Here is a 14169-nt window from a genome sequence, read left to right on the forward strand (position 1 = left end):
ATATTAAACTTAATCTTCATTTCAGTTTCAAGCTGATATCCAATAACTTCAACTCAAAAAAGTTAAAACACTCAATCGCTTCCTGACAAATTGAAAAAGCTATTTTGTTAAATTACTTGCCACTAATTCAAATAGAAAGAGAAACAAATATTAAAATTTTTCATAATTATCCAGGTCAAACTCTTTTCCAAGGTTGGAAAGGTCTGGTTTTATTGATGACATACCTTCTTTAAGGTCTGTTTTTTTATCTATTCCTCCATCAGTAGCCTTTACCGTGGAAACATTCTGATCGGCCAATCCGCGTTGGTCATGATCAAAATCTTCTTTCATTTCGGACATTTCATTGACCTCATCATCTCCGCCAATATTAAAAATGCTAACTGCTTTTTGAAGGTTCCGAGCCAGTTCAGAAAGCTGTTTAGAAGACTGGGTTAATTCATCGGATGAAGAAGCATTTTCCTGAGTAATGAGATTTAACTGTTGCATGGCCTGATTAATCTGGTCGGCACCCGTTTTTTGTTCCAAACTGGCGGCAGCAATTTCTTTAATCAATTGAGTAGTTTTTTCAATTTCCGGAACAAGCATTTTGGTTTTTTCACCAGCTTCTTTTGAAACCTTCAACCCCTTAGCTACGAGATTCACGATTTCATCAGCGGCAGCTTTACTCTTCTCGGCCAATTTGCGAACCTCAGCAGCAACAACCGAAAAACCACGCCCATGTTCACCTGCCCGAGCAGCCTCTACGGCCGCATTTAAAGCTAATATATTGGTTTGAAAAGCAATATCACTAATGATCGATATGCGTTCCGAAATGTCTTCCATAGCCTTGGCAGCCTCTGAAGAGAGCTCATTTGCAACATTGACCTCACGAGCAGTATCAACGGTAATTTTTTCAGTTTGAATAGCATTATCTGTATTCTGATCAATATTGGCTACCATCTCTTCAATAGAAGTAGAAACCTCTTCGGCAGATGCTGCCTGGTCGGCCGAACCACGAGATAGCTGTAATGAACTGTCTCTAAGATTTCGGCTTGAATGTACCAAATCGATTGCATTTCGCTTGATGGTTATCACAATATCTTTAAGGTTAAGGGCCATAGTTTTCAACTCTCGGGCCAAAACGCCAATCTCATCATCCTGATTAACTTCAATACTTGCTGTTAAATCACCTTGACCAAAGGATTGTGCAAATTTGACCCCTTTCGATAATGGCTTAACTATAGATGAATAAAGAACATATCCAATTAAAAGAGATGCCGCTGTCAAAATAATACTCATGATAATCATATACCATGTGAAGGAAGAAAAGATGGAATGCATATTTCCAAGAGAATCTTCATAACTATTTAGGTATTTCTCTTCCAAAGCAGTAACTTCTTTAATGATCTCATCACTTAGAACCATTACTTCGCCCCCTTCAACCACCATGGGTTCGACCTCAAAAAGAACCATGGGATCATCGTATGCCTCAAAAGAATTTAACGCAGTCATTATCTTCTGATGCATAGCAAACAGAGAATCAATTTTATTAAACATATTTTCTAGCAGCTGCTTCTCATCTTTATTTTCCCATTGTTCAGAAAGCTTAAGAAGATCCTCTTTAATTTTAGGAAATCCTGTTTTATGTATTTCTTCCAATCTAACCTTATCAGGTGTATTGGCTTGACGATCAATATACACCCAGTTTTTAATAAGCATTTTGGTTTGGGTTACGACCATACCAAGGTCTCCTAATTTTTCAACGGTTGGAGAATAAATAGTGGTAACATCCATCGAAAGATTTCTGCTTCTGGACAAAATTCCTAATGTCAATACTGAATTAATAAGTATTGCCAATAAAATAATTCCAAAACCAAATATTAATTTTTGGGCAATATTAAACTTAATTTTCATTTTCATGAACCCTGTTTTAGCATACCGAATTTGTCGGTCCTTAATTCATAAATTATTAGTTCTAAACTTTTTTGCGATAAAATTTATAAAGTAATATTTTTTATAAAACTATGGCCGAAGACATATTTCCTAATCGAGAACTGATTTGAAGTCCTTTATCAGAAGCATTTTTATTATGAATTTCAAATTTTAGAACTTCATCTCTAATCACAAAATTAATCATGGAACCAAAATCAGTAGCTCCTTCTTCCTCGGTAATTATTAGAGAATTATTGCCTAACTTTCCCTGTAATTGATCTGCGACTTTTGAAAAACGAGCCTTGGAAGAAACATAAAGAACTTGGCAATCTTCGACCTCATCTACAGAACTAAACTCCTTTACAACAACATCCTGAAAACCAAATTTCTTACCAGCTGATTGACTTTTGATCCATTTGGCAACACTAGATGAGTTTAATACGCCAATTACAAAATCTCCTTGGCGAGCATCTTCCGGCCACCCAATATACCTGATAAAATTCAAAGTAAATACGGCCTTGTACTTTTCTACTTGTCCCTCCATCGCAACGGGTATCAGAAGGAGAAATGCAAAAATCAAGTAAATCTTTCTCATTTGTTTTTAAATTGTTAATTTATTTCAAACAACCCATATTCAAAATTTAAAAATAGGTGTGGTTATTACAAAGTGACGAAGATCACCCGTAACCACAGGCAACATTCCATTGCTACGTAAACTATTAACTTTGGTTTCTTTTTAAATCTCAAATTTTCAAAAAAGACCAAAATAGCACCGCAACTTTTAGCAAAAAATAACAAATTCAATAGGAGAAGGGAAAATACCTGCTTAGAACTAATGAAACGAGAATGATGCCTTTTGTCACATTTAAGTTGGTCATGTTCGTTCCATTCTAATTCAATTCAACATGATAATGCCATGAAAAGGTTTTAATCGTTAGTTAAATTGAATTTGAGCCAAATAACCTGAATGGCGTCTGACATTAATTATTTTTTGATTATCGAATATTAGATATTGACCTTTAATTCCGGTCAATATACCATTAACCAAAGTTTCTTTATCGAAATTAATTTGAACGGGATTTTGAGGATAGAAATTTACCGGGTACTGAATTTCAAAAATATTGTTATCGTTTAAACCATATCTTTTTAACTCCCGCGGAAGCAAGTTAATAGCTTTTTCTTTATTATTTACCAAATCGATATTGTCAAGAGCCTCATTGGTTATCATTTTTTTCCAATTAGTTTTATCGCCAAAATGAGGCATAAGAAAAGTTTCAATTACCCCGGCAATATGGCGATTAGGAACTTGACAAATTCTGATTGCATGAGTCGCCCCCTGGTCAATCCACCGATAAGGCACCTGCGATAATCTGGTAACACCTACTTTTAATCCGCCACTTATAGCTAAATAAACGATGTGTGGCTGTAAACAATGATTTTCTGCCCAATACATATCGCGAGCAATCCCAAGGTGAGCTAAACAACGATCCGGTCTCAAAATACATTCGTCGGCTTCAGGGGCGGAAGAAAAACATTCATAACAAAATCCCTGACCATACGATTTTCGAATTTCTTTGCCACAAACCACACAATTAATTTTACCCATATAGTGAATTTGAATAAATTTCCCCAACAAGTCATTTAAACGCAACTCACTACCTCCTAACCGCAGATTATAAACAACCTCTCCATTTTGAAGAGTTCCATCCATCTTTACCAAATTACCCTGATATGTCATGAAATAATCTTTAAAATCAACCAACAATTAGCCCTAAAACTATTCTTGCATTCCAGTTTAACCAAAGAAAAGGTACCCTAATAAAATTGCAGCAATAATGCCTGCGAAATCGGCAATTAATCCACAAACAACTGCATAACGGGTATTTCGAATGCCTACCGACCCAAAATAAACGGCAATAACATAAAATGTAGTGTCAGTAGCCCCCTGTATAGTGCTGGCAACCCGTCCCACAAATGAATCGGCTCCATATTGTTGCATGGCATCCACCATAAGCCCTCTGGCACCACTGCCACTAAGTGGTTTCATTATTGCGGTAGGAAGTGCTTGTACAAAATCGGTATTCAACCCCAGTGATGCTACACCCCACTCTATACCGCTAATAAGAAAATCCATTGCCCCTGAAGCTCTAAAAACACCAATTCCTACAAGTATCGCTATCAGATAAGGAATAATGCGAACAGCGATCTGAAATCCATCTTTAGCCCCTTCGATAAAAGTTTCGTAAACATTCACCTTTTTATACAAGGCCATTGATATAAAAGTTATAATAATAAAAAACAAAATAACGTTGGCAGTCAATATGGAAATCTGACTAATCTCATCTTTATCAAGCTTTGACAAAACATAAATAATAGAGCCGATAAAAAGTGTCAAGCCACCAAGGTAAGCTAGCACAACCTTATCGAACAAATTAATTTTTTGCCAAATTGCCACTGCAATAAGCCCTGCAAGAGTACTAAAAAATGTCGCTAAAAGAATAGGTAAAAAAATATCGGCAGGATTGGCGGCTCCCAATTGCGCGCGATAAACCATAACCGAAACGGGGATAATGGTCAGGCCGGAAGTATTCAGAACCAGAAACATGATTTGTGCATCCGAAGCGGTATCTTTTTTCTCATTGGCTTGTTGCATCTCTTTCATGGCTTTAAGGCCCATCGGAGTAGCAGCATTATCAAGGCCTAACATATTGGACGCGATATTAAGCATCATGGGTCCGTATGCAGGATGGTCTTTGGTTAAAGTAGGGAAAATACGTCGAAAAAAAGGACCGATAGCCTTAGACATGACTTTTACCATTCCACCTTTTTCTCCCACACGCATCAATCCAAGCCAAAGTGTAAGAACGCCCGTCAGGCCAAGCGAAATATCAAAGCCGGTCTTAGCGTTGTCAAAGATCGCATTTATTATACTGGTAAAAACTTCAAAATCTTGAAAAAAAACAAGCTTGATGAGCGCCACTACAAAGGCAACCAAAAAAAAAGCAATCCAAATATAATTTAGTACCATAAATTATTTTTTATAGGCCCCATGTGGTGCACCGAATTCTTTACATCCAAAAGTGTCTATATCGACTCGCCAAATTTTAACATTCCTAACGGCCGGGTCATTATATTTAAACGATTTATCGCTGTATTGAGCCATGATATAATCCAAAGCCTGACGTTTTTGCTCCATATCTTCTACAAAAGAAACTTTCCCTTCGGCCACCACGCTTTTGGCTTTCATCCGATAACTACAGGCCACTTCCGGGTGCTGGAAAGCAAGCTCCTCACCTAAATTAAAGGTCAGACAGATATGATTATTTTTCTCAAGCGCTCGAATAATACGGCCTTCGGGTGCACTGTGAAGATAAAATACCCCCTGATAATATCCAAAATTCATGGGAACAACATAGGGTAATCCGTTTTCATCCACCACCCCGGCAAAACAAACCTTACACCCCGCTATAATCTCTTCTATAAATTCCTGATCGGCAATAGTATATGTTTTCATAAAAAAGCTATAATTCAATTATCCGCATAAAAATAATTAAACAACAGTTCTTTCACCCAAAACCTTAGAAATATAAATAAACGCCTGTTGCAACCCATTAATTTCCCGCAACAGCTCCATGAATTTTTGTTGATCTCCCTGTTCCTCGGCTATTTTTAATTGTCTTCGCTTTTCATCGAGAAGCACCTTTAATTTACGCCATTTCAATTCGGTCACCACTTTAGGAACCAATTCCTCTAACTTATCACTCTCTTTTTCCACGTTTCCACCTTTGTTATGAATTCTGCTCAGAGGATACTCTTTAGCTATAAGGTCTGTAGTTAGGCTACTTATTTTACTATCGGGGTAGGTAATAAAAAAATGCGAAGTTTTAAAATTTTCCTTTTTATAATTTTCTTCATACAATCTCATGATTTCATTATAAAGAGGATTTACACTTTCCAGGTCATCTTGTCGAAGTTCTGAAACAATATATTCACCAACAGTTAATTGGCGAACTCCGTCTTCAGTCTCCAATTCACCCAAATCGTAGTCGCCGTATTTAAGCAGAAACCGTAAAACTTCTCTTTCTTCCGTATCAAAAGGATTGGATGCATTAAGGGCTTCTTTTTCAATCCGGACTGATGAAGCAACATTTTTTTCTGATAAAACAGCTCGTTGTGATCTCTTAGCCTCTTTTTCATACCTTTTACGACGCAATTTCCCAATTTCCGAAAACAGAAGATGTTCTTCAATCTTCATCAAATTACTGCAATCCTTCACATATTCTGTACGCATAATGGAATCGGGGATTACAGAAATTGAACGAACTATATCCTGAATAAGACGAGCCCTTCCAACAGGATCATCTTTTGTTTCATTCAATAGTAGCGATGTTTTAAATCGAATGAAATCCGTTTCATGTTCCTTAATATATCCCTGAAGGTCTTCTCCTCCCAGTTTTTTTGAAAATGAATCGGGATCCTCCCCGTCAGGAAGCAACACCACCTTAACATTTAATCCTTCTTCAAGTACCAGGTCAATTCCACGCAATGATGCTTTTATACCGGCCGAATCCCCATCATAAATTATGGTCAAATTTTTGGTAAAGCGAGCAATAAGGCGAATTTGATCAGGCGTCAGGGCAGTTCCTGATGAGGCCACAACATTATGAATACCGGCTTGATGAAAAGAAAGAACATCAGTATAACCTTCCACTAAATAACATCGGTCCTGACGTGCTATCTCTTGTCGGGCCTGATATGCTCCGTAAAGTATACGGCTTTTATGATATATCTCTGATTCAGGGGAATTTAAATACTTGGCAGTTTTAGCATCCGACCGTAACACTCGCCCACCAAAACCAATAACTTTCCCGGCCAAACTGTGGATGGGAAAAATAACCCTACCTCTAAACCTATCAACTTTATAGTCATCCCTAACAATTGTAAGCCCGGTTTTCTCAAGAAACTCAAGTTTAAACCCCTTCCTCAATGCTTCTCGGGTAAAGGCATCCTTGTTTTCAGGAGAATAACCCAATTCAAATTTCCGAATAATATCATCTCTAAAGCCTCTTTCCCGAAGGTAGCCTAAACCAACAGATTTCCCTTCATCAGATTGATGAAGCCTTTCAGCAAAATATCGTGCAGCGAAAGAGGTAACCACCATCATACTCTCCCGCTCGGTTTGATGGACAATATCTTCTGGTGTTAAGGCTTTTTCTTCTACCGGAATATGAAATTTCTTTCCCAAAATCTTAATGGCCTCAACAAAAGATATCTGTTCATGCTCCATTAAGAAGTTTACGGCATTTCCACCTTTACCACAACCAAAACACTTAAATATCCCTTTGGAAGGCGAAACTATGAAAGAGGGCGTTTTTTCATTATGAAAAGGGCATAAACCAATATAATTAACCCCCCTGCGTTTAAGATTAACAAATTCCGAAACCACATCGACAATTTGGTTCTGCGCAGTATCCATCACACGGTCTATGGTACCTTTATCAATCATACCTATGTTTCGGTTTGGACTTTCAAAGGTAGAAAATTTTAGCCGCTTTTACCGATTTAATAATGCTAATGTCAACTGAAATTTATACTGCTCCAATTTACCGGCCACTTTGGTAAATTTCTATACCCTAAGTTGATAATAACTCTATAAAATATTTAATAATTATATTTGTAAAAAAGATAAAAATACAGAGACAGAAGGCAGAAGAAGTCAATAATCATTAGTCAACAGTCATTAGTGCTAATAGACTAGCGACTAATGACCAACCACTAATAACTACTTTTAAGAAACAATATATCAATGAAGTAAGTAAAATTTTTACGGATGAAAAATCAAACAAAAAATCATATCCATAGAGAAATAACACCTCTCCAAGATGATGATTGTTTTTTGATTTTTGATCGTCAAAGAAGACTTTTTAATTTCCCGATTCATTTTCACCCCGAATACGAAATCAATTTTATAGCCAATGCCAGGGGGGGACGGAGAATAGTTGGTGACCACATTGGAATCATTGATGACTTAGAATTAGTAATGATAGGACCTAATTTATTCCATGGATGGGAGAACTATAAAAACAAAGGCGATAAGCTTCTTCACGAAATCACCCTGCAATTTCCACGAGATCTGTTTCAACATCATCTACTAAGAAAAAACATCTTAAAGCCTTTAAAAGATTTACTCCATAATGCCAACAGAGGCATTTTATTTTCTCAGGAAACAGCACAATTGGCAGCACAAAGACTAAAGCGAATAAACAAAAAAAGGGGGTTTGATTCTTTTTTGGAATTTCAATCTCTTTTATATGAGTTAGCAATTTCAAAGAATCAAAAACTTTTAACAAACATATCCTTCCAAAATCAAAATGACTTTTTTAATAGCGATAACATTGAAAGAATTTACCACTTTGTAAAAGAAAATTATAAAAATAGGATTAAACTGGAAGAGGCCGCCAAACTTTTGAATATGTCTGTTGTTTCGTTTAGCAGACTAATCAAACAAAGAACTGGAAAAACATTTATTGAATTTGTAAATGAAATCCGCTTGGGATATGCTACACGTATGTTAATAGAAACCACTAAAAACATATCGGAAATATGTTACGAATGTGGCTTTAATAATATTTCCAATTTTAATCGAACTTTCAAAAAGAAACAAAATTGTACACCCACTGAATTTCGTTCAAATTTTAATGGAATAAAAAACGTATTCTGAGCAACTTCAGCAATTCTATTTTCTTAATCATTTCTTTTTTAATTGGTTATATCCGAAAATCCCCCCCGAATTGAGCCCAACTCATCAAATGTAATAATTTCAATAACCTTACAAAATATAACTAATCAAGGATTTAACATTTCCCGGTATCCTAAAGTCATTCCATTTAAATATCAATAAAAAACACCTTTTTTTCTTTTTTAGTTTTTAGTATAACTTTTAAAACACCTATTGTTAAGATTGTATTATTATCTATTATCCAACCTTTCATCATGCTATTCAAACAATTAATAAATTTCTAAAAATCCCCATTATTATTCTTAACACATTCTTTTACACACAACAATAACACATTCAGTTAAAATCAGGCCTGACCAAAAAGTAAAAGAAAGTGATAAAATAGTATCGGACTTTATGTGTTTTTTGGTTTATTTTTGTAAAGGTATTTTTAGTGTGCTTTTTACACGTTGTCATAATAAAATTTTAATATTCGCCTTATGAAAAACAATCTGCAGTTTTTTTTAGCGATGTTTTTTCTTGCATTTCAAATAACAGTTCATGCGCAAGAAAAGGTCGTAACAGGAAAGGTTACCGATGAAACGGGCGCCCCCTTACCAGGGGTATCCGTGATAATTCAGGGAACTACTTCCGGTACAGTAACTGATATGGACGGTCATTTTACCATTAACCTTAAAGAAGGTCAAAACAGCCTTAAATTCTCCTTTATAGGATTCGAAAGTCAAATCATTCAAGTAGATGACCAAAGAGAACTTTCGATTCAACTAATACCTGAAACAAGAGCAATAGATGAAGTGGTGGTCATTGGTTATGGGACAATGCGTAAAAGCGATATTTCCACTGCAAGTGTTTCAGTTAGCGGCGACGACCTTCAACAAACCATGTCGGCCAATCTGGATCAGGCCCTTCAGGGTAGGGCAGCAGGGGTTACAGCAATCACAACCTCCGGTCAACCAGGGGCGTCAGTATCCATTCGCATCAGAGGGCAAAGTACCTTAAGTACAGGATCGGCCGAACCTCTTTATGTCGTTGATGGAGTACCTATTCAAAATGTAATTCAGGGTGGTCATGATGTGGGAATTGGCGATCGTTTGGGGAATGGTCCCGTCAGCACTTTTGGCGGTGGATTATCCAGTATCAATCCTTCAGATATTGAATCAATAGAAATACTCAAAGATGCATCTGCAACGGCCATTTATGGTTCAAGAGGAGCAAACGGTGTGGTACTGATTACCACAAAGCGTGGAAAAACCGGTGAAGCCAGCTTTAACTATTCATTTGAATATGGAATTCAGGAACAGGCCAAACGAATCGATGTAATGAATCTCCGTGAATATGCCGAATACAGCAATAATATTGCTGCCGAAACGGACGGTCGGGAGTCCAGGGAAGAACTACTGGATCCCAGCTTGCTAGGAGAAGGAACGGATTGGCAGGAGGCAGTATTTCGCACTGCACCGTTGCAAAAACATCAAATTAGTGCGAGTGGCGGAACAGACAAGAGTCGGTATTATATCTCGGGCAGCTATTTTAATCAGGAAGGAACAGTTATTGGCAGTGGTTACGAGCGTTTTACAGGAAGAGTAAATCTGGATGTTGAGCTTAAGGAATGGTGGAATATGGGAACTAATATTACCATTGCCCAATCTGAGGATGATTTAGGTCTCAACAATAGCGATGAAGGAATAATCAATGTTGCACTGAAAACATCCCCGGATGTTCCGGTTTATAATGTGGACGGAACATGGTCGGGTGATGAAAGGGAAGGGTCCCCGGGAAAAATAAACCCTATCGCGAAGGCGTTGGATGAAGAGATCAAATTGGAAAGATTAAATTTCATCGGTAATATTTACAGCGATATCACATTTCTGGAGGGGCTTAGCTTAAGGACAGAAGCTTCTCTTAACATCGGGAACACCGATGCCTATACATTTCTTCCCACCTATCAATATGGCAATGTCAGCAATACTCAAAACAGTTCCCGTTGGCAATACAATAAAAACAGATATTGGGAATTAAAGAATTATCTTACTTACAGCCGGTCATTCGGATATCACAATCCCACTATAATGGTGGGTCAGGAAGTATCGGAATCCTCTTGGGAATACCTCAGTGGTGCCAGCAATGCCCTGTCCAGCAATGAAGTCCATTCCCCCTCATTGGGAGAAAATAATACCATGACGGTAGGTTCCGGTTTTGGAAGCAGTGCCATGGCGTCATTCTTTACCCGCGCCAATTATAACTATAACCGGAAATACTATTTAACCTATACTTTCCGATATGATGGTTCTTCCAATTTTGGTCCCGAGAACCGATGGGCCCCTTTCCACTCTGCTTCAGCCATGTGGCGGGTCTCCGATGAACCTTTTTGGAACGGGGTAAGCCATATTGTGAACAGCTTTAAAATCCGCGCCGGTTGGGGACAAACAGGTAATGCCGACATTGGCGGTTACCAGTGGGGCGCTTCTATAACTAAAATGCCTACCGGACTGGGAATGGGTTATCGCCAGAGCAATATCGCCAACCCCTATATTCAGTGGGAAGAGCAAGAACAATACAACCTGGGCGTTGACATGGGTTTCTTCAATAACCGTATTGATCTGATTGTGGACCTTTATCATAAAACCTCCACAAACATGCTCATGGCCATGCAATTACCCTCCTACATGGGAACAAGGGGTAATGCATCCTCAAGATTAAATCCTCCTATGGGTAATTTCGGTGAAATTCGTAATAAAGGAATTGAAATAACATTCAATGCCATACCGGTATCCGGGCCTCTCTTTACCTGGAAAAGCAATATCACCTTCACCATGAATGACAACACCTTGCTGGGGTTGACCGATGCTCCTTCGGCACACATCGAAGGTTACGGTCAGTGGACAGATGTCGTTACACTAACAGAAATCGGACAATCACTCTATGGCTTTTACGGTTATAAGGTAGAAGGAATATTCACAAGTAAAGAAGACATCTTAAACAGCCCCAAACAGGAGGCTTTCCCCGCCACCAACGAAGCAACGGGTGAACTAATGTGGGATCGTGCAACTACCACCTGGGTAGGCGACCTGAAATTCAAGGACATTTCAGGTCCAGATGGAAAACCTGACGGAATCATCGACCAGTATGACCGTACTTATCTGGGTTCACCATGGCCCAAATTTTCTTACGGTTGGAACAATTCATTCCGCTATAAAAATCTTGAACTCACCGTTTTTGTAAACGGAAATTATGGAAATAAAGTGCTGAACTACATCGGCAGAAGTCTTACCACAATGGACAACATGTGGGACAATCAACTCTCGGATGTAACCAAACGTACTATTCTTGGGCCCATTGAAGAGGTTGAAGGGTGGTACAACGACATTGACAATGTTCAGATTATTCAGATGGGAGAAGACAATATGCCTAGAGCCATTGCAGGTGACCCCAATGACAACAACAGAATTTCCGACAGGTATATTGAAGATGGTTCATACCTGAGATTCAAAAATGTTTCCCTCTCTTATTACGTTCCGAACAGAATAATTAACCGTTATGGGGTTGATAATTTGAAAATAACAGCGGGAGTTCAAAACCTTTATACAATCACCAATTATTCGGGTTTTGACCCCGAAATTGGTGCCAGCCAAACAAGCGACAATGTTTATGGACTTGACAATGGACGATATCCGGCACCTAGAATCTTCATTTTCGGGTTAAACGTTGCATTTTAAAACATTAACTGAATCTCTCTCTTAATGAATTAAAAACATAAAAAAATGAAAAAAATAGCACCCCATAAAATCATTTGGCTCTTTACAGGTCTGTGGTTGGCTACCTCTTCCTGTGAAGACTTTTTGGACAGACCAACAGAAGACTCTTATACCATTGATAATTTTTATCAAACGGATGAACAGTGTTTTCAAGCTGCTAATGTATTATACAATTCACCCTGGTACGACTTTCAAAGAGGATTTCTGTGGATTGGTGATCAACTAGCTGGAAATATATATACCGGAACTGAAACCATATATCAAAATTTTAATCTCAACTCAAGCAATGAAGATTTGGTCAATGCTTCTAACTCGTTATGGCTGGTAAATGGTCACTGTAATGCGGTAATTGAAAACATTGCTGCCAAATCCGGTCCAAATGTTAGCCAGGAAGCAAAAAATACAGTCACCGGCGAGGCTATGACAATGAAAGCTTTGGCTTATTTCTACCTTGCCAGGATTTGGGGGGCAGTTCCAATCATTCATAGTAACACCCAAATTATTGGTCAGGGAAATGCGACAAGCCTTAAAAGAAATAACCTCGAAGATGTTTATGAATATATTGAACGAACCCTGCTAAAAGCAATCGAATTATTGCCTGAAGAAAATAAGGAAGGGCGTATTAACAAATATTCAGCCATGGGCTTGCTTTCAAAAGTATATCTTACCCGTTCCGGGCTTGGAATGAATGGAACCAGAAATCAGGAATATCTGGACCTCGCAAAACAATATGCCAAAACGGTGATTGACGAATATCCGGGCTCTCTGGAGCCAGTTTACAGTAACCTTTTCCGCATCAGCACTGGCAACTTTAACTCTGAAAATCTCATTTCCTGGCGTTGGACTATTTCAGATACGTGGACCTCACAAAATTCTATTCAGTCTGACGTCGCACTTAATAATTTTACCGGCATTGCCGGCGACACATGGGGATCCTGGAGGGGCGTAACCATCGATCTTCAAAACCTCTTTGGTGAAAATGCCCTTAGTCCCACCCGTCAAAATGACGATACACGACGAAAAGCCACCATGATGATGTGGAACGACCATTACGATTATTTCTGGCGGCACGTGGGCGGCTTCACAGCTACCATGGACAATGACAACAATGTGGCCGGAGCTGTTTTTGGAGTTCCTACCGGCGGTTTCATGGTTAAACATATCGTGGGACACTATGAAGGTGATCATGCAGCAGAAAATGGCAATCTAGGGCAACGAATGGCAACGGATCTGGCTACTCATATTCTGAGACTGGCCGATATTTATCTCATTTATGCCGAAGCCATTCTTGGAAACAATGAAACCACCACCGACCCGGAAGCATTGAAGTATTTCAATGCCGTCAGACAGAGAGCCATCCCCGACGCCGATCCCGTCACGGAACTTTCTTTCGAAATGATTTTCAATGAGCGAAGAAAAGAATTCGCCCTGGAAGGGGATAATTGGTATGACTATGTGCGTCTTTCATACTATAATCCCGAATTGGCTCGCCAATGGATCAATCAACAGGAAAGAGGTAGTTATGAAGGTGACCTGTATGGCTATTACAAAGGAGAAGTCGATGCTTCCAGCATCTCAATAAATTCATTCAAGGTTAATATAACCAACGACGATTTTACACTTCCTTTCCCCGACATCGATTTGTCCATGAACCCTAATCTAAGCGAAGATCCTGTTCCATTCGATTTCAGTACCATCCCTTATTAAGGAAGCAACAATGAAACCAATACCATATTTCTTGGGCTTACAAACAAAAAAATAAAT

Annotated in this window: 9 protein-coding genes; 3 read left to right on the forward strand and 6 right to left on the reverse strand. The window is 38.5% G+C overall.

What is annotated here, in order from left to right:
* Positions 1–150: 150 nt before the first annotated feature.
* From BM130_RS07050 to dnaG, 6 genes are all read right to left on the reverse strand, one after another.
* Positions 151–1899, reverse strand: a complete 1749-nt coding sequence (locus BM130_RS07050; RefSeq protein WP_010526341.1) for a methyl-accepting chemotaxis protein — start codon at positions 1897–1899, stop codon at positions 151–153.
* 94 nt (positions 1900–1993) lie between these two features.
* Positions 1994–2506 (reverse strand): YfiR family protein, encoded by a 513-nt coding sequence (locus BM130_RS07055; RefSeq protein WP_010526340.1) that lies wholly within the window; start codon positions 2504–2506, stop codon positions 1994–1996.
* Positions 2507–2845: 339 nt separating this feature from the next.
* Positions 2846–3649 carry a DUF2797 domain-containing protein gene (locus BM130_RS07060; protein ID WP_044138351.1) on the reverse strand — a complete coding sequence of 268 codons (804 nt, stop codon included), beginning with the start codon at positions 3647–3649 and terminating at the stop codon, positions 2846–2848.
* A gap of 57 nt (positions 3650–3706) precedes the next feature.
* Entirely contained in the window at positions 3707–4939 is a 1233-nt protein-coding gene (locus BM130_RS07065; protein ID WP_010526338.1) for a nucleoside recognition domain-containing protein, read from the reverse strand.
* Positions 4940–4942: 3 nt separating this feature from the next.
* A complete protein-coding gene (locus tag BM130_RS07070) occupies positions 4943–5425 on the reverse strand; it encodes a pyridoxamine 5'-phosphate oxidase family protein (protein ID WP_010526337.1) in 483 nt (160 codons plus the stop codon).
* Between the two features lie 36 nt (positions 5426–5461).
* Positions 5462–7417: a DNA primase gene (gene dnaG, locus BM130_RS07075; RefSeq protein WP_010526336.1), complete on the reverse strand. Its 1956-nt coding sequence runs from the start codon at positions 7415–7417 to the stop codon at positions 5462–5464.
* A 324-nt stretch (positions 7418–7741) separates the two neighbouring features.
* On the opposite strand from dnaG, the gene BM130_RS07080 reads away from it, so the two are divergent.
* The 3 genes from BM130_RS07080 (at position 7742) to BM130_RS07090 (ending at position 14112) form a co-directional block, all read left to right on the forward strand.
* The gene (locus tag BM130_RS07080; RefSeq protein WP_010526335.1) at positions 7742–8632 is read left to right on the forward strand and encodes a helix-turn-helix domain-containing protein; all 891 of its coding nucleotides are present in this window, start codon (positions 7742–7744) and stop codon (positions 8630–8632) included.
* Positions 8633–9129: 497 nt separating this feature from the next.
* Complete coding sequence (locus tag BM130_RS07085) at positions 9130–12366, forward strand: SusC/RagA family TonB-linked outer membrane protein (RefSeq protein WP_010526334.1); 3237 nt, start codon at positions 9130–9132, stop codon at positions 12364–12366.
* Between the two features lie 45 nt (positions 12367–12411).
* Complete coding sequence (locus BM130_RS07090) at positions 12412–14112, forward strand: RagB/SusD family nutrient uptake outer membrane protein (protein WP_010526333.1); 1701 nt, start codon at positions 12412–12414, stop codon at positions 14110–14112.
* Positions 14113–14169 lie beyond the last annotated feature (57 nt).

Source organism: Thermophagus xiamenensis, assembly GCF_900112795.1.
Lineage (GTDB): Bacteria > Bacteroidota > Bacteroidia > Bacteroidales > Marinilabiliaceae > Thermophagus > Thermophagus xiamenensis.